This is a genomic window from Geobacter benzoatilyticus (assembly GCF_017338855.1).
In the GTDB taxonomy this organism is placed as follows: Bacteria; Desulfobacterota; Desulfuromonadia; order Geobacterales; family Geobacteraceae; genus Geobacter; species Geobacter benzoatilyticus.
The window spans coordinates 105,732-121,731 of the sequence record NZ_CP071382.1; the positions used below are offsets into that span (position 1 = coordinate 105,732).

At 59.7% G+C, this 16,000-nt stretch carries 17 protein-coding genes; 2 read left to right on the forward strand and 15 right to left on the reverse strand.

Annotated features, from left to right (window positions below; genetic code table 11):
• Nucleotides 1-160: 160 nt before the first annotated feature.
• From JZM60_RS00470 to JZM60_RS00510, 9 genes are all read right to left on the reverse strand, one after another.
• On the reverse strand, nucleotides 161-952 hold the full coding sequence (locus JZM60_RS00470) for a polysaccharide deacetylase family protein (protein WP_207163596.1): 792 nt from the start codon (nucleotides 950-952) through the stop codon (nucleotides 161-163).
• A 99-nt stretch (nucleotides 953-1,051) separates the two neighbouring features.
• Nucleotides 1,052-1,747 (reverse strand): YggS family pyridoxal phosphate-dependent enzyme, encoded by a 696-nt coding sequence (locus JZM60_RS00475; protein ID WP_207163597.1) that lies wholly within the window; start codon nucleotides 1,745-1,747, stop codon nucleotides 1,052-1,054.
• Nucleotides 1,748-1,753: 6 nt separating this feature from the next.
• Nucleotides 1,754-2,332 (reverse strand): Maf family nucleotide pyrophosphatase, encoded by a 579-nt coding sequence (locus tag JZM60_RS00480; protein WP_207163598.1) that lies wholly within the window; start codon nucleotides 2,330-2,332, stop codon nucleotides 1,754-1,756.
• The gene (locus JZM60_RS00485; RefSeq protein WP_207163599.1) at nucleotides 2,316-2,612 is read right to left on the reverse strand and encodes a hypothetical protein; all 297 of its coding nucleotides are present in this window, start codon (nucleotides 2,610-2,612) and stop codon (nucleotides 2,316-2,318) included. Before JZM60_RS00485 ends, JZM60_RS00480 begins: the two co-directional genes overlap by 17 nt.
• Before the next feature lie 65 nt (nucleotides 2,613-2,677).
• Nucleotides 2,678-3,982 (reverse strand): methylenetetrahydrofolate--tRNA-(uracil(54)-C(5))-methyltransferase (FADH(2)-oxidizing) TrmFO, encoded by a 1,305-nt coding sequence (gene trmFO / locus JZM60_RS00490; protein WP_207163600.1) that lies wholly within the window; start codon nucleotides 3,980-3,982, stop codon nucleotides 2,678-2,680.
• On the reverse strand, nucleotides 3,979-4,389 hold the full coding sequence (locus JZM60_RS00495) for a hypothetical protein (RefSeq protein WP_207163601.1): 411 nt from the start codon (nucleotides 4,387-4,389) through the stop codon (nucleotides 3,979-3,981). The genes trmFO and JZM60_RS00495 overlap by 4 nt, the downstream gene beginning before the upstream one ends.
• 58 nt (nucleotides 4,390-4,447) lie before the next feature.
• Nucleotides 4,448-6,724, reverse strand: coding sequence for a type I DNA topoisomerase (gene topA / locus JZM60_RS00500; protein WP_207163602.1), 2,277 nt, complete (start codon nucleotides 6,722-6,724; stop codon nucleotides 4,448-4,450).
• A gap of 45 nt (nucleotides 6,725-6,769) precedes the next feature.
• A complete protein-coding gene (dprA, locus tag JZM60_RS00505) occupies nucleotides 6,770-7,846 on the reverse strand; it encodes a DNA-processing protein DprA (RefSeq protein ID WP_207163603.1) in 1,077 nt (358 codons plus the stop codon).
• Nucleotides 7,847-7,899: 53 nt separating this feature from the next.
• Nucleotides 7,900-8,886, reverse strand: a complete 987-nt coding sequence (locus tag JZM60_RS00510) for a LysM peptidoglycan-binding domain-containing protein (RefSeq protein ID WP_207163604.1) — start codon at nucleotides 8,884-8,886, stop codon at nucleotides 7,900-7,902.
• A gap of 208 nt (nucleotides 8,887-9,094) precedes the next feature.
• Here JZM60_RS00510 and JZM60_RS00515 point away from each other — a divergent pair, with 208 nt between their 5' ends.
• Together JZM60_RS00515 and JZM60_RS00520 are read left to right on the forward strand one after the other, a co-directional pair.
• Complete coding sequence (locus JZM60_RS00515; RefSeq protein ID WP_207163605.1) at nucleotides 9,095-10,303, forward strand: peptidase U32 family protein; 1,209 nt, start codon at nucleotides 9,095-9,097, stop codon at nucleotides 10,301-10,303.
• A gap of 20 nt (nucleotides 10,304-10,323) precedes the next feature.
• Nucleotides 10,324-11,232, forward strand: coding sequence for a polysaccharide deacetylase family protein (locus JZM60_RS00520; RefSeq protein WP_207163606.1), 909 nt, complete (start codon nucleotides 10,324-10,326; stop codon nucleotides 11,230-11,232).
• A gap of 91 nt (nucleotides 11,233-11,323) precedes the next feature.
• On the opposite strand, the gene JZM60_RS00525 is transcribed toward JZM60_RS00520, so the two are convergent.
• The 6 genes from JZM60_RS00525 to JZM60_RS00550 all read right to left on the reverse strand — a co-directional run bounded on the left by JZM60_RS00525 (nucleotide 11,324) and on the right by JZM60_RS00550 (nucleotide 15,999).
• Nucleotides 11,324-11,506, reverse strand: a complete 183-nt coding sequence (locus JZM60_RS00525) for a hypothetical protein (protein WP_207163607.1) — start codon at nucleotides 11,504-11,506, stop codon at nucleotides 11,324-11,326.
• 92 nt (nucleotides 11,507-11,598) lie between these two features.
• On the reverse strand, nucleotides 11,599-12,213 hold the full coding sequence (locus tag JZM60_RS00530; protein WP_207163608.1) for an NUDIX hydrolase: 615 nt from the start codon (nucleotides 12,211-12,213) through the stop codon (nucleotides 11,599-11,601).
• Nucleotides 12,214-12,322: 109 nt separating this feature from the next.
• Nucleotides 12,323-12,913, reverse strand: a complete 591-nt coding sequence (locus JZM60_RS00535; RefSeq protein WP_207163609.1) for a YceI family protein — start codon at nucleotides 12,911-12,913, stop codon at nucleotides 12,323-12,325.
• A 74-nt stretch (nucleotides 12,914-12,987) separates the two neighbouring features.
• Nucleotides 12,988-13,428, reverse strand: coding sequence for a MarR family winged helix-turn-helix transcriptional regulator (locus JZM60_RS00540; RefSeq protein ID WP_207163610.1), 441 nt, complete (start codon nucleotides 13,426-13,428; stop codon nucleotides 12,988-12,990).
• Nucleotides 13,429-13,573: 145 nt separating this feature from the next.
• A complete protein-coding gene (locus JZM60_RS00545; RefSeq protein WP_207163611.1) occupies nucleotides 13,574-15,115 on the reverse strand; it encodes a Ppx/GppA phosphatase family protein in 1,542 nt (513 codons plus the stop codon).
• Nucleotides 15,112-15,999 carry a CHAD domain-containing protein gene (locus JZM60_RS00550; protein WP_207163612.1) on the reverse strand — a complete coding sequence of 296 codons (888 nt, stop codon included), beginning with the start codon at nucleotides 15,997-15,999 and terminating at the stop codon, nucleotides 15,112-15,114. The genes JZM60_RS00545 and JZM60_RS00550 overlap by 4 nt, the downstream gene beginning before the upstream one ends.
• Nucleotide 16,000: the final 1 nt, after the last annotated feature.

The following is a 16,000-nucleotide window of genomic DNA, read 5'->3' on the forward strand; positions in this document are numbered from 1 at the left end:
TGTGGCTGAAGCTTTGCGGTTGACCTTCTCAAAGAGCTCGATCTGCTCGGCCAGGGAGAGCTTCTTCCCTTTTTTACACCCTCTGAGACATAGCGAACAGCGGTCATCCCCGCACCACTGGCAGTACCGGCAATCGGGACAGGGATGTTTTTTCGGCGGATCAGTAGACGACATTTCTCTTGGGACCGTTTCCGGCAAGAATTTGTGCGAACAGCTTTCCCTGATCGGCATTTACAAGAAGATACCGGGGCAGTTTCATCACGTTCTCACCCGGCGTCACCTGACGGCGATCAATGGTGAAGGTGGCCCGATACCCGATTTCGCCGGCACGACGGATAAGGTCATCGTCATAGATGCCGAAGGGCCAGGCCAGCATGTCCACCGTCCCCCCCAGTTCCTTACCTATTTTATCCCGCGATTTCCTGAGTTGCGTCTCCACCAGCCGGTCGAACTCCGCCGGGGGAAGCTTCCTCCGTTCCTTCTTGAAGTTCGGGTGCCAGTAGGTATGGGACTGGAAGTCGAACAGGCCGGTCTTTTTCAGCTCCCGGAGCTGATCCCAGGTCATGGCATACTTGGCATTGGAGATGGCCGACGGATAGACGAAAATCGTAACCGGAACCCGGTATTTTTTGACCAGGGGGAGCATATCGGTATAGACCGACTTGTGGGCGTCGTCCTCCACTATGACCACTGACTTCGGCGCGGGGGGCGGCCCCTTTTTCAAGTAGAAATCGACCACCTGGCGCAGCGGGATCACCCGGTAGCCGTTATCCCTGAGATATTTGAGCTGCTGCTCGAAAACCGGGGTTTTGATGGTCATGCCATCGGCAACCGTGGGGCCGAAGCGATGATAGAGAAGAATCGGCACGTCGAATCCCTTGGGATGTTGGGCAGCCGACAGGACGGCAGGCAAAAGCAAAAGCAGCAATACAACGACAAAGCGGAATTTCATAAAGCTGAAAAGCCTCCGGAGGGTGTTTTCTTTAGGGATATGCAGCAAGAAAGCTGCCAAGGGGGTGTCCCAAAAAAGTTAATTTTAGGAAATCGGGCGTTACCGGTGATATTCCCGCTCGCCGAAAAGCGAGGTACCGATCCTGACCAGGGTGGCACCCTCTTCGACGGCCGCCTCGAAATCCCCGGACATCCCCATGGAAAGCTCCTCCATGGCAACGCCTGGAATTTCCTCAGCGGCGACGACACCGGCAAGCCGCTTAAGTTCGCGGAAATAGGGTCGGGCTCCCTCGGGGTCGTCAAAGAAGGGAGGCATGGTCATGAGGCCGCGGACCCGCAGGTGCGGAAGGGCCGCAACCTCCTTCACGAGGGTGATGAGGTCTGCGGCGGTGGTCCCGGACTTGGTCGCCTCGCCGGCAATATTCACCTGGATGAGAACATCGCAAACGGCGTCGAGCTTTGCCCACTGGCGCTCGATCTCCTGGGCCAAGGAGAGGCGGTCCACCGAGTGGATCAGGGTCACTAGCCCGGCAATCTGCCGCACCTTGTTGCTTTGCAGCGCGCCGATAAAGTGCCACTCCACCGGCGCATTCACTTCCTTGGCCTTGGTGGTGAACTCCTGCACGTAGTTCTCACCGAAGAGTCGCTGGCCGGCACGGGCCGCTTCGTCCACCGCCGCGGCAGGCTTGGTCTTGGATACCGCCACGAGCCGCACCGTCTCAGGGTCACGCCCGGCCCGCCGGGCCGCCGCCGCAATAAGCTCGCGGATATGGAGCAGATTTTCCCCTATCGACATGACACGCTACAATGCCCCCAGTACGCGCAGATCTTCCACCACCTCGCAGAGGGGAAGCCCGACGACATTGGTGTAGGAGCCGTCAATCCGCTCCACCATGCAGGCAGCCCCACCCTGGATGGCATAGGCGCCGGCTTTGTCCATGGGGCACCCCGTTGCCACGTAGGCGCCGATCTCTTCATCACGTAATGACTTGAAGAATACCTTCGTCACCACTGCCTTGCAGAGATACCCGTCGCGCGACTTGTCGTAGATGGCGTAGCCGGTAATAACCTCGTGGGGAACGCCCGAGAGCTTCTTCAGCATCCGCACGGCGTCGGCCTCGTCCACGGGCTTGCCCATGATCTCGCCGTCGCAGACTACTATGGTGTCGGCGCCGATGAACCAGCGCCCCTCCACCCTGGCGGCGGTGGCCACGGCCTTGTCCCTGGCCAGGCGCACGACGAAGTCGGCGGGGAGTTCGGCGGGAAGAGGCTCTTCGGGGATATCACTGGCGAAGACGTCGAATTCCACCCCCGCGGAAGCCAGCAGCTCCAGCCTCCGTGGCGATGCCGAAGCCAGGACGATTCTATTGCTTTCCGGCATCGTCATCCTCCTCCTTCTTCTGTTGAGCCCGCGCCTTGATACGCTCCTCTTGATGGCGCTTCAGCTCCTCCATTTCTTCCCAGTGTTTTTTCCAGTCCTTCTTCCGGACGAAGTAAAGGACAACGGCTCCCACGAGAATCATCCCCCCCCAGAAGATGCTCATGACCTGGGAGTTCACGATGCCGTAGCCGAGCGAGACGAACCCCATGAGGACCAGCAGCACCTCCATGGAGAGGAGCCGGCCTATGAGGGAAATTTCCTGTTTCTCTTTGTCGTCCATAAGGTTCCCCGTAGGGGCGCTGCTTGCCGCGCCCTCCTCGAAAATAGGCGCGGCAAGCAGCGCCCCTACACCGTTCCGATCCAGCGGTCCAGTTCCGCCATGGCCCGTTCCGCCAGTTTCCCGCGGCGTTCCTTCTTCTTCACCTTCCCCTCCAGGGGCGGGAAAAGCCCGTAGTTGACGTTCATGGGCTGGAAGTGCTTCACGTCGGCATTGGTGATATGCGTAACGAGCGCCCCAAGGGCCGTGGCCGCCGGCGGCACCAGCAGCTCATCTCCCCGAACGAGCCTGGCAGCATTGATACCTGCAAGGAAACCGCTCCCGGTTGATTCCACATACCCCTCGACCCCGGTAATCTGCCCCGCGAAGAAGATGCGGGGATCGCTCTTCAACTGGAACGTGGGCGCCAGGAGAGCCGGGGCATTGATGAAGGTATTGCGGTGCATGGAACCGAGGCGAACGAACTCGGCGTTCTCCAGTCCCGGGATCATCCGGAAGACCCGCCGCTGCTCCGGATAGGTCAGCTTGGTCTGGAAACCGACCAGGTTGAACATAGTCCCTTCCCGGTTCTCGGCCCGCAACTGCACCACGGCATGGGGCTCCTGGCCGGTGCGGGGATCGGCGAGCCCCACGGGCTTCAGGGGACCGAAGCGCAGGGTTTCGCGCCCCCGTTCCGCCATCTCCTCCACCGGCATGCACCCTTCGAAGTGTACCACTTTTTCGAAATCCCTGGCGGGTACCTTCTCGGCAGCAAGAATCGCATCCACAAAGTGCTCATACTCGCTCTCGGTCATGGGGCAGTTCAGGTAGTCGTCGCCGTCCCCCTTGCCATAGCGTGAGGCCCGGAAAACCTTGTTCATGTCGAGGGATTCTGCGGCAACGATCGGCGCGATGGCATCGTAGAAGTAAAGCTTCGGTCCAGTTAACGCCATGATCTTCTCAGCCAGCGCATCGCTCGTGAGTGGACCGGAGGCGATTACCACGATCCCCTCGGGAGGGATGTCCGTCACCTCGCCCCGCACAAGGCTGATGAGGGGATGATTCTCGATCCGCTCGGTGACAAAGGCGGAAAAGAGTCCACGGTCCACCGCCAATGCGCCTCCGGCAGGCACCCGGGTAGCGTCGGCCGCCGCCATGAGCAGGGAACCGGCACGGCGCAACTCCTCCTTGAGGAGCCCCACGGCATTCTCCATGGACTCTCCCCTGAGCGAGTTGGAACAGACCAGCTCCGCAAGACCCGGCAGATGGTGGGCGGGCGAGTAGGCCAGGGGCTTCATCTCGAGGAGTGAAACCCGTACCCCGCGTTCGGCAGCCTGCCATGCCGCCTCGCAACCGGCGAGCCCCCCTCCGATAATGGTAAGTTCCCGCGTCACGGAGCGCTCCCTTCATCGTCGGGAATCTCGTAGCGCTGCAGCGGATGCCCAGCCACCAGCCGCGCCTTGCCCAACTCCTCGTCCCATATGGTGAGGTATCCTTTCCACCCCCGGCCCAGGAGCGCCTGGATATGTTTCACCACCTCCGGCAAAGGCGGTTCATGAAAGGCGTTATAACCCGAAAAACCGCCCGGCGGTATGAGGCGGTAAGCGCCAAAACCCCGCTTAACGCTCCGTTTGGCAATGGCGGTCGAACCATCGGCCAGCGAGTACTCCTCGTACTTGGTCCAGCCGCAGATGGGGCACATGACGCGGCGGGCGCCCCGTTCGCCCCAGCACTCGGTATCGATCCGGGCATAGGCAAAGCCGCACTGTTCGCAAGCTTCGTGCATGTCGTTCATCATCATGGGTCCCTTCGTTGTGCTAAAAAGGCGGGGATTGCTCCCCGCCTGATCGGCTCCGCTGTTACTTTTTGCCTTCAGTGCGGTAATCGCATCCTTCCTTCGGGCACTTCAGGAACTCCCCTTCCCGCTTGTAGACCTTTTTCACCAGGAGCGGGAAACCGCATTTGGGGCACGGCCCCGGCTGGGGAGGGTCCCAGAGGGCGAATTTGCACTGGGGATAGCGGTTACAGGAGTAGAACATCTTGCCGTAGCGGGACTTCTTCTCGGTCAGCTCACCTTCCTTGCATTCAGGGCAGGTGTGGCCGGTTCCCTTGGGCTTCACAAGGGGCTGGATGTTCTTGCAGGCGGGATAGGCGGAGCATGCCAAGTACTTGCCGAAGCGGCCGTCTTTGATGAGCATGGGGCTGCCGCACTTTTCGCACTTTTCCTCGGAGAAGACCGGCTCGGACGGCTCCTGCTGTTCCCCCTGGCTTATGTTGCGGGTATAGGTGCACCCTTCCTGGTAGCCGGAGCAGGCGATGAATTTACCTCGCTTGCCCAGCTTCACAACCAGTGGCTTGCCGCAGTCGGGGCAGAGCTCGTCGGTGGCCTCGGTGGTAAGGTCAGCCTTGCTCACCTCCCCTTCCTTCTGCTTGAGAAGTCCGCTGAACGGCCCCCAGAAATCGTGGAGCAGCGGCTTCCACTGCTTCTCGCCCCGGGAAACCCGGTCCAGCTCCTCTTCGAGATTGGCAGTGAAGTTGTAGTCCACGTACTGGGTGAAGTGATTGGTGAGAAGATCGTTCACCACCATCCCCACATCCTCGGGAACGAAGCGCTTGCTGTCGAGGCGGGCGTACTTCCGTTCCAGGAGGGTGTTCATGATGGAGGCGTAGGTGGAGGGACGGCCGATGCCGTATTCCTCCAGGGTCTTCACGAGGCTCGCCTCGGTATAGCGGGGCGGCGGCTGGGTGAAATGCTGCTCCGGCACGAGCTTCTGGAGCTTCAGGGATTCGCCTTCGGTGAGCGGCGGGAGGGTCCCCTCCTTCTCCTCGGTCTGGTCGTCCACCCCTTCGATGTAGAGCTTCATGAAACCGGGGAAACGAATTACCGTGCCGGCGGCCCGGAAGCGGTATCCCTCGCCGGCGCCGATGTCGACGGAGGTCTGGTCCAGGAGGGCTTCCGCCATCTGGCAGGCCACGGTCCGCTTCCAGATGAGATCATAGAGCTTGAACTGGTCGGAGGAAAGATATTTCTTCAGCTCGGCGGGGGTACGGGCTATGGATGTGGGGCGGACCGCCTCGTGGGCCTCCTGGGCGTTCTTCGCCTTGTTCTTGTAGAAGCGGGGCTTGGCCAGGGCGTAATCCTTCCCGTAGAGGGAGGTTATAACCTCGTGGGCCTCCTGGAGGGCCTGGTTCGAGAGCACCACGCTATCGGTACGCATGTAGGTGATGAGACCGACAAGTCCCTCGTCCCCAACGGCGACCCCCTCGTAGAGTTTCTGGGCCGTGGACATGGTTTTCTTGGCCGAGAAGCCTAGCTTCCTGGCCGCCTCCTGCTGGAGGGTGGAGGTGGTAAAGGGGGGCGCCGGGGTCCGCTTGCGCTCGCTCTTCGTCACCTTGTCGACGGTATAGGCGCCGTTCTCCAGGGCCTTCACGAGACGATCGGCAGCCTTATCGTCGGGGATATCGAATTTGCCGAGCTTTTTCCCTTCGGCTTCCACCAGGTTGGCGGTGAACTTCTGTCCCTTGCCGGTGGCCAGTTCCGCACCGATGGTCCAGTATTCCTGTTCCTGGAAAGCCTTTATTTCCTTCTCCCGCTCGCAGATGAGCCGCAGGGCCACCGACTGGACCCGGCCGGCGGAGAGGCCGTAGCGGATCTTCTTCCACAGGAAGGGGGAGAGGTTGAAGCCGACCAGATAATCGAGGATGGAGCGTGCCTGCTGGGCATCCACCAGCTCCTGGGAAATGTCGCGGGGGTTCTCCACGGCGTGGATGATGGCATCCTTGGTAATCTCGTGAAAGACGACACGCTTGACCGGCATGGAATTCTTCTTTTTATCCATGCCGAGGGCCGCCAGGAGATGCCAGGATATGGCCTCCCCCTCACGGTCGGGGTCAGTGGCCAGGAGCAGAATATCGCTCTCCTTCAGCTCTTTCTTGATGGCGTCGATGTGACGTTTGCTCTCGGGGAGGACGGCATATTTCGGGGCAAAGTCGTTCTCGATATCAACTGAGCCCTGCTTGCTCGGCAGGGCGCGCACATGGCCGTAAGAAGCTATGACCCGGTAATCCTTGCCGAGAAATTTTTCGATGGTCTTCGCCTTGGCGGGAGATTCGACAATAACGAGATGTTGTGGCATACGAGTAATCCGATTGAGTAAGTAACGCCCGGCATCGCGGGCGGGTCAATTTGAACAAAAATACTTGCCGGGAAGCTGAGTTACAGCTCCCTTGAGCTCCAGGCGCAACAACATAGCGGAAAGCTCCCCCACTGTCAACGCGCTTTTGGCAATGATCCTGTCGATGTGGAGCGGTTCGGCGGAGAGAAGCGCAAAGACCGCAGCCTCCGCAGGAGAGAGGTCGTGGGCCGGCATCGGCACCCCGCGCCTGGCCACCCTGCCGCCGGGGAGTTCCTCCAGAATGTCATCCACACCATCAACCAGTTTCGCTCCCTCACGGATGAGACGGTTGGCGCCGCGGCTTCCCTTATTGGTGATGTTGCCGGGAATGGCGTAGACGTCGCGCCCCTGGTCGAGGGCGATGCGCGCCGTTACGAGGGAACCGCTCCGCTCCGCCGCCTCCACCACCAGCACGCCATGGGATATGCCGCTGATAATCCGGTTGCGGCGAGGGAAATTCTCGGCCAGCGGAGCAGTACCCAGGGGAAACTCGGACACCACCGCCCCCCTTTCGGCCATCTCGGCGAAAAGCCGCCGGTTCTCCGCAGGATAGACCACGTCCACCCCGCAACCTAGCACCCCGACAGTTTTCGCCTCCCCCTTCAGGGCTCCATTATGGGCAGCGGTGTCGATTCCCCGGGCCAAGCCGGAGATTACCGCCACGCCGGCGCGGGAAAGCTCCTCGGCCATGCGCTCGGTCACCGTCCGCCCGTAGGCCGAGGCGCGGCGCGAGCCCACCACGGCCACAGCGGTGCCGATGCCGGCGAGGCTCCCCCGGACATAGAGGAAAGGGGGCGGATCGGCAATCTCCCGCAAAAGCGGCGGATACTCGTCGTCTAGAAGCGTTACGATGCGGCAGCCGGCACGGACGAGAGCGGCAGTTTCCCGTTCGGCAAAAGGGCGAGGATCATGGTCCCGCAGGGAGGTCACCACGGCCGCGCTCACCCCCTTGACGGCAGCAAGCGCGGCATCGGATGCGCGGAAAACCGCCTCCGGAGAGCCGAAACGCTCCAACAGGCGCCGGAAAAGCACATTCCCCACCAAGGGAACCGATCTGAGGGCAAACCAGTGGTAATGATCCATGGATAAGTAAATAGAAACGGGGACCGGACAAACCGGTCCCCGCACGGAAGGGGTTATCTGCTTTTCTTCATCTCTACCCGGTCACCACGGTAAATGGTGTCAATGCTCTTCACCACCAGGCCGGTCGAGGTATTCGCTCCCGTCTGCACTACAACGAGGGCGCCGACCACTTCAGGAGGAAGCTTGTCCACGGAGATGTCCGCATACTGCTGGTCGGGAACCACATCACGCAGGATATAGAGGAAATATCCCGGCTCGACCCCCTGATTTTTTCCCAGGTCGATGAAAGCGATATCTCCCTCGCCGATGGCGGTTTTACCGCTCTGGGTCTCGACGATGTAGCCGGCCAGATCACGGTCGGCCGCCACGAGGGATATCTGCCGGCGCTTGTCCCGGTAGGGGAGGAGAAAGGAGCCGGGGCCGATTTCCTGGTAAGACTTTGTAACTATGGCCTTGGAAACCTTTTCTTCCACCTCGGTAATCTCCAGGGTACCAAGGGGTATGACCTTTTCGCCGAGAATGATATTGGAGACGGGATGGCTAACCGCATCGAGCTTCTTGTAGATGGAGTACCGGTCACCCTCTTTCGCCCCGTGCACCATGCCTATGTCGATGTAGACGACATCATCCTCGCCGACGATCTGCCGGTTCTGGTTGGTGGTGATGACGCGGCCGGAAGGCTTGACCGCCTTTTCCATGAGAAACCCGTCGCTGCCGCTCACGAGAAAGGTCCGCTCATCAACCGGCTCCTCTGAGATGCGCCGCTCGGAGGGAGTGCGGGGTTCGATCTCTATCCTGTCGGCGTAAACACGAACCCGCTGTCCCGGATAAATGAAGTGGGGATTGCCGATGGCGGGGTTTTTGGCCCACAGGTTCGGCCAGTAGAAGGGGTCTTTGAGGAAGCGGTCCGAGATACCCCAGAGTGTGTCACCCTTCTGGATGACGTAAATGGTCGGCTCCTCCGACGCGGCACGAACGGTACCGCAGGTGAGAAGCGCTCCGGCAAGGAGCATGCAGCCGATGGAGAACACTCTTTTCATGGTCGCCTCCCGAGCAAACGCGCTTTAATTGTTCGGATACTAAGGGTCGTGTACGATTTTTGTCAAGGACAAACAGGCTCCGGGGGTTTCATTCAACCGGCGGATATGCTAGGATTTCCGCGACCGGAGGCATTATCTTTCCCGAGATGTTCCCTTTACGCCGACTAAACCTCACTTTCAAAGCATTCATCATGCCAAGAGGACTTCCATGAAGACTCCCGAACTCCTTGCGCCAGCCGGCAACCTGGAAAAACTGAAGGTGGCCATCCACTACGGCGCCGACGCCATATACCTGGGAGGGCAAAAATTCGGGCTCCGCAGCCTCGCCGACAACTTCACCCTTGCCGACATGGCCGAAGCGCTGGCCTATGCCCATGAGCGGAAGGTAAAGGTGTACCTGACGGTAAACTCCTTCCCAGACAATGACGAACTGGCAAACCTGGACCGGTACCTGGAAGAAGTGGCTGCGCTTCCCTTCGATGCTTACATCGCCGCCGACCCGGGGGTAATCGCCGCCATCCGCGCCATCTCACCCCAGCGCGCCATCCACCTCTCCACCCAGGCCAATACCACCAACTGGCGCAGCGTCATGTTCTGGCAGCAGCAGGGAATCACGCGCGTGAACCTGGCCAGGGAAACGTCGCTGGAGTCGATCCGCGAAACGCGCGAACGGGTTGCAACCGAACTGGAAGTATTCGTCCACGGTGCCCTCTGCGTCTCATACTCGGGGCGGTGCCTCCTCTCCAGCGTCATGACGGGACGCAACGCCAACAAGGGTGAATGCGCCCACCCCTGCCGCTGGAGCTACTCCCTGGTGGAAGAAACACGGCCGGGCGAATATTTCCCGGTGGTGGAGGACGAGCGGGGCACATTCATTTTCAACTCCAAGGACCTCTGCCTCATCCGCCATATCCCCGAGATTGTAGGAGCCGGGGCCGATTCCCTCAAAATCGAAGGGAGGATGAAAGGAATTCATTACGTGGCGTCGGTGGTCCGGGTATACCGGGAAGCCCTCGACAGCTATGCCGCCGACCCCGGCGCCTACAGGATTCGCCCCGAATGGCTGGAGGAACTCTCGAAGATCAGCCACCGCGGCTACACCACCGGTTTCTTCCTCGGCAAGCCGGTGGATGTGGACCTGGAGTTCGACTCCCGCTACCGGCGCAGCCACGAATTTATCGGCATGGTAGAAGAGGCCCATCCGGACGGAACCGTTACCGTGGAAGCGCGCAACCGGATCATTGCCGGCACGGCGGTGGAAGTAATCGGCCGGCAGATGCGCTCGACCATCCATAAAATCGAAGGCTTCACCGACATGAAAGGCAACAGCATCTCCGAGGCCCATCCGAACCAGCGCATCCTCATCCGTCTTCCCGTGGCGGCGGAACGCTACGATCTCATCAGGCGTGAGCGTTAGAGCGCCATCGGCACGAGCCCATGACCCGACCCGCAATAGCCCTCAAAATAGACAGCAACACCTTTGTGGGAACCCACGACGGGATTCTGCGGATTCTCGACATCCTTGACCGCCACGGCGTCAAGGCAACATTCTACTTCACCATGGGCCCCGACAACACCGCCAAGGCAATCCGTCGCATCGTCACCCAGCGGGGCTTTCTCCAGGCCGCCATCAAACTGGGGACCCCCTCCCTTTACGGGATGCGGACCCTTCTCTCGGGGCTCCTTATTCCTCCGCCCATCATCGGTGCAAGATGCGCCGCCACTATCCGCCAAACCGTTGCCGCCGGCCACGAAGTGGGAACCCACGGGTGGGACCACGTCAAATGGCACGACCTCCTTCCCTGGATTCCGAAAAACATGCTTGCCCTGGAACTGGGCCGTGCCTGCGCCCTCTTCGAGGAGGTCATCGGCCGGCGGGTGAAAACCGTTGCCGCTCCGGGATGGCAGGTATCGCCCGACTCGCTGGAGATTCAGGACGCCATGTATCTTTCCTATGCCAGCGACTGCCGGGGGAGCTCCCCGTTCATTCCGGTGATGGAAGGACGGTTCTTCTCTACTCTCCAGATACCGACCACCATGCCGACCCTGGACGAGCTGGTCGTGCGCCGCGAGGCTACCCGGCAAAACGGGCCGGAGCGCCTCATGTCCCATCTCCGGCAGGGGCTCAACGTCCATACGGTACAGGCAGAGGTCGAAGGGGGGAAATTTGTTTACAGCTTTGAGGAGTTCATCAAGCGTCTACAGGGGGCGGGCGCCCGTTTCGTGACTCTGGGCGAAGCGGCTGAAGAGGCGCGGCAGAAAGACATCCCCCGCTGCGTGGTAACAATGGAGGATTTCCCCGGCCGCCCCGGCAAGGTGGCAGTACAGGGCAAGGCCATCAGCTAACGGAACTAAAGAGGCCCCCGGCCATGATTGGGGGGATCATCATGACTCCAACCTTCATCGGAAGCGTGATCTACGCCTTCGAACAGATGCCCTAAAATCCGCCGCACAGGGCGAAACGCTCCCCCTGCTCTTCCCGGACAGTGGAATCAATGAGTTTGTGGCAGGCCCCGCAAGTTACGGCACCGGCCGTAAACTTCTGCTGCAGAGTCAGGTTGCGGGTGTCGCACCAGTCGCAATACCATGCGTAATAGTCCCCGAGCGGTATGATGTTCATGGGTCATTCCTCCTGAAAAGTTTTGTCCCCATCATACCGTGGCGATGTTGCGACGACGTTACAACTTCCTTAAACCTGGGACAACCGCCTCATTATCGTGCCTCCTCGTACAGATAACGATCCCGATTGATCGCCCCATGGATGACCTTGTTGAAATTACGCAGCAGGCGATACGTCAACCCCCAGAGAGGCGGCTCTCTGCCGTCCCTCAGCTTCAACGCCGGAAATTTTCGCAGCCGGCCGCGAACCGGAAACTCCACATGGGAACGGCGGTCAGGGCTGTCAAGCTCCCGAGCTGGAACCCATAAAACGTCGGCAATTTCCCGTTTATCCGGATATAGAACGGGATGGGGCTTCATTGCATAGACAAAACAGGAGACGACTATCTGCAAACCTCCCGGAGCAATGTCGCTGAGTCGGCCCAGGTAGTGGGCGGCAGAAAGATCCAGCCCGATCTCTTCCCATGTCTCCCGCTCCGCGGTATCCCGCGGGGTAACATCACCCCCCTCTCTTCGCCCCCCCGGAAAACCTATCTGATCTGACCAATAATCGTTTTCGTTGGTTGACCGTTGGATAAACAGGATGTTCAGCCCGTTCGGCTGCTCCTCCAGGATCATGGCGACTGCGGCGTGTGCGCGGTTGCCGGGCTCAATTATTCGGATCGGGTGGCAGTTGAGCGCCGCGCTGATCTGTTGGGTCTGTTTCATGGCAAACCGTCCTCAGAAACTGTACTGCCCGAACCATGTTACGTTTCCAGCGATAACTGCCGGGGCCGGAAGGCAAGTGCTGCCCCCCGGCCCGGCGGAGCCAAACTGACTACTTCTTGATCATCTCGATTTCCAGGGTGATGGTCACTTCATCGCCAACAGTAACGCCACCGGTTTCAAGGGCCGCATTCCAGACCAGGCCGAAGTCTTTGCGATTGATTTTGGTGGTGGCAGTGGCACCTTTGCGGATATTCCCCCAGGGGTCTTTGCTTTCTTTCGTCGGCCCTGCAACATCAAGCACTACCTGCTTGGTAACCCCGTGCAGAGTCAGATCTCCCGTGATTTTCAGCTTGTCTTTGCCGGCCTTGGCCACCTTCTTCGAGACGAAAGTCATGGTCGGATATTTGGCCACATCGAAGAAATCGGCGCTGCGCAGATGTTCGTCCCGCTTCTGCACGTTCGTGTTGATGGAATTTGTGTCGATACTGATGTTCACCTTTGACCTGGTGATGTCTTTGTCGTCGATTTCAACGGTGCCGCTATGCTTGTCGAAACTCCCCTTCACGTTGGACACCATCAGGTGGCGGACTTTGAAACCGATATTGGAGTGGTCGGGATCAATGGTCCAGGTGGAGGCAAAAGCAAACGCCGGAAGGGCCAGGGCGACGATGGTGCTGAGTGATGCAATAATCCTTTTCATGATGGTTCTCCTTAAGTATTCAAGATTAATTCAACATTAAACTATTAGCTTAAAAAAATACGGCTTACTCTGTCTTACCCTCCTTTCAATCCCAGTTTTTTACACAGGTTTCCCAGCAATTCCTGTTCACTATCCGTAAGGGAAGCCATCTCACTGACAATTGACTTCTCGACAGCGGCAAAGACATCGGCGATGAGCGCCTCCCCCGTTTCCGTGAGATGAATCGTCAAATAGCGCCGGTCTTCCGTATCACGCTCCCGTCTTACCAGACGCTGCTTCTCAAGGTTATCGATGACCAGGGTAATGTTGCCGGTACTCTTGAGGATTTTGGCGGCGATATCCTTCTGGCACAGGGGGCCTTTATGGTACAAAGCCTCCAGCACGCCAAACTGGCTGATGGTAAGCTTTGGGGCTGACAGGACACGATGTACCCTGCCGGTTACCGATTCCGCGGCCCGCATCAGCTTAGTGTAGGTATTAAGGGCTCGGCATGTTGGAGCATCAGGAGATTTCATGTCACGTCCCATTTAGTTTCAACCAATATGATTTAACATCAAACTATATCGATTCCACCAAAGAGTCAAGGATAATTTTTGCCCCGTCGTTACCCTGAAGGATGCAGGCTGGAAACCGGTGCCAGAGGGGACAGCTGCCGCCCGTTCAAGCCTGAGCCTGCTCCGACGCCAGCAGGAGCCGCTTCTTGAATGCCTCTTCAAAAAGATCCCCCTTGGTTTTGCCGCCGAAGAGCTCCACCGAGATATCCTCGCTGCCGGACAACGTGACGATTGCCGTGCCGTCGGCAATGGAACAGGTGACCCCGGACACGACGCCGCTTCTGCGACGGTCAAGCCCGTCAGCCAACCGGAGGATTCCCCCCAGGCGGCTCACCAGCTGCCGGTCGGGCTCGGACAGCCGCACGTAGGCATCATGCTTTTTCTTGGGAAGAGCCTTGCGGTGGTAACGGGCCACGTTAGCCATGATTTCGCGTTCGCGGGGGGTGAAGCCGAAGAGATCGGCATGGCGGATAAGATGATAGGAATGCTTGTGATGGCTGGAGTAGTTTATGAAATACCCCACATCGTGAAGAATGGCTGCCGCCTCCAACATTCTGCGCGCCCCCTCGCCCATCGCAATTTCCGGTTCAAGGGAATCGAAGAGCTGCAGCGCCAGCTTAGTCACATGGAGGGAGTGCTCCTCGTCGATGTGGCAGGAGCGGCCGAACTCGAGCACCGCGTCGCGCCAGGTTCGGGGTTCGGGTGCCCCGGGGATGAGCCCGTGGGAACGGAGCCCCTTCACGATGAGCCCCTCCCGGATACCCCGCTCGTTCACCCGCAGGGTGTTGGCGTCGAAAAAGCGCATCAGTTCATCCACCGCCGTGACCCCGGCCACGATGATGTCGGCCCGGTCCGGGTTCAGCCCCGGCACTTCACGCCGCTCCTTGCCGGTCTTGCGCGCGAGCATGGCAAGCAGATGCACCACCTCGGAACGGAGCACCTCGTAGCGGTGGACGGAGCCGTACCCCTCTCCCCGCATGGCCATGACCATGGCCGCAATGGCCGTGATGGTGCCGCCTGAGCCCACAAGACACTGGAACTGGGGCTTTTCGCCGGAGAAGACCTCTTTGAAAGCGGAACGGATGTATTTGCGGAGCTTGCCCTGATCGGCGGGGCGCCCGGAGTCGGCCGGCATGAATTTCTCAGTCAGGAACACCGCACCAAGCTCCAGGGAATAAATCTCGTCGATGAGTGGGCCGCGGGCCGTTACAATCTCCAGACTCCCCCCGCCGATGTCGACCATGGCAAACCGGGCACCCTCCATGTCGAAATGGTTTCGCACCGAGAGAGCGGCGAGTTCAGCCTCCTCTTCGCCGCTTATGACCTTCACCCCGATCCCGACCTCATCGGCAATGCCGGCGATGAATGCCTTGCCATTCGCGGCTTTTCTCACGGCACTGGTGGCAACGGCCTCGATTGCCTTCACTCCGTAGCCGTCTACGATCTTCTTCATCCGTGCCAGGGAGGAGACAGCACGCTCCCAGGCCGCAGAGGAGATGGCGCCGCTCGCGGCGAGCCCCTCTCCAAGGCGTACCGTCGCTTTCTCATCATCAAGGACCCGAAACGCGCCGTTCTTCGCCACCTCCACCACGATGCACCGGATGGAGTTCGTCCCTATGTCAATGGCCGCAAGCCTGTTTCCGTTCACAGCGCCCCCCTCACCCAGCTGCCGATCTGCTCGAAAGGATGCCTGCCGCGCAGCTCCAGAAAGCCGGCATGGGCAGTTTTCCGCCGTTCCGCAACGGCATTCAGGATGACACACTCGACTTCTGAAGGCAATCCCCCGTCCCTCACCATGCCGGCGAAGACATCCAGGTCATGCATGGTACCGAGCCACTCCTGCCATTCCTTGCACACGGCGAGTATTTCCTCGTAACCGTCGGTGACGAGATCTGCAAAGATTTCGAGACAATAGCGGTAGCGCTTGACGGCAATGCGCAGCACATGCTGTGCCTCTGACGCCTCCTCCCGGCACGCCGCCGGCACCAGGGGAAGAAGCTCTGCAAGGCGAGCTTCGAGGCTAGCGGCGGCGAAATGGACAATGGGAGTGAATGGATCGATGCCGGAGTTGTGGCGGGGAAATACAAAAGGAGCCGCCACTATATTTGCAAAACCGGAACGAATGGTGGCGACATCGAATTTCTCCAGTCTTTTTTCAAGGAGCCGCAGTTCGTGCCTGCGGACAGACTCCAGGCGAGCGATGAAGCCCCCGAGTTCTCCTTCGAAGCGGGGCGGAAGCCCGACAGCCATCTCCCGGAAAAAGAGGATCGCCTCGTCGGCATTGCGCATGGCCCCCAAAAGCCTGGTCACCTTTCGCACCGTTCGGGAGCGGCGCGACAAGGCGGGGGGGTAGACGGGGGCGAAAAGGTCAAGCCCTTCGCGGAGCCGGCGGGATGAAACCCTCAGGTCATGGATATCCTGGAGGTCAAAAGTCTTCCGGACCTTGCGCCACCGGCCGAAAAAATCGTCGACCCTTGAGGCCAGAAGAGTTCGAGCGGCAGCCCACAGGGGTGTTTGGCCCAAGATATCCATG

Bases quoted from the DNA above. Each gene is read 5' to 3' on its own strand.
- JZM60_RS00495 (WP_207163601.1), bottom strand. From the start codon at position 4,389: ATGATGATGAACGACATGCACGAAGCTTGCGAACAGTGCGGCTTTGCC.
- JZM60_RS00550 (WP_207163612.1), bottom strand. From the start codon at position 15,999: ATGGATATCTTGGGCCAAACACCCCTGTGGGCTGCCGCTCGAACTCTT.
- JZM60_RS00470 (WP_207163596.1), bottom strand. From the start codon at position 952: ATGAAATTCCGCTTTGTCGTTGTATTGCTGCTTTTGCTTTTGCCTGCC.
- JZM60_RS00530 (WP_207163608.1), bottom strand. From the start codon at position 12,213: ATGAAACAGACCCAACAGATCAGCGCGGCGCTCAACTGCCACCCGATC.
- JZM60_RS00485 (WP_207163599.1), bottom strand. From the start codon at position 2,612: ATGGACGACAAAGAGAAACAGGAAATTTCCCTCATAGGCCGGCTCCTC.
- JZM60_RS00515 (WP_207163605.1), top strand. From the start codon at position 9,095: ATGAAGACTCCCGAACTCCTTGCGCCAGCCGGCAACCTGGAAAAACTG.
- JZM60_RS00540 (WP_207163610.1), bottom strand. From the start codon at position 13,428: ATGAAATCTCCTGATGCTCCAACATGCCGAGCCCTTAATACCTACACT.
- JZM60_RS00510 (WP_207163604.1), bottom strand. From the start codon at position 8,886: ATGAAAAGAGTGTTCTCCATCGGCTGCATGCTCCTTGCCGGAGCGCTT.
- dprA (WP_207163603.1), bottom strand. From the start codon at position 7,846: ATGGATCATTACCACTGGTTTGCCCTCAGATCGGTTCCCTTGGTGGGG.
- JZM60_RS00475 (WP_207163597.1), bottom strand. From the start codon at position 1,747: ATGTCGATAGGGGAAAATCTGCTCCATATCCGCGAGCTTATTGCGGCG.
- topA (WP_207163602.1), bottom strand. From the start codon at position 6,724: ATGCCACAACATCTCGTTATTGTCGAATCTCCCGCCAAGGCGAAGACC.
- JZM60_RS00535 (WP_207163609.1), bottom strand. From the start codon at position 12,913: ATGAAAAGGATTATTGCATCACTCAGCACCATCGTCGCCCTGGCCCTT.
- JZM60_RS00525 (WP_207163607.1), bottom strand. From the start codon at position 11,506: ATGAACATCATACCGCTCGGGGACTATTACGCATGGTATTGCGACTGG.
- JZM60_RS00480 (WP_207163598.1), bottom strand. From the start codon at position 2,332: ATGCCGGAAAGCAATAGAATCGTCCTGGCTTCGGCATCGCCACGGAGG.
- JZM60_RS00520 (WP_207163606.1), top strand. From the start codon at position 10,324: ATGACCCGACCCGCAATAGCCCTCAAAATAGACAGCAACACCTTTGTG.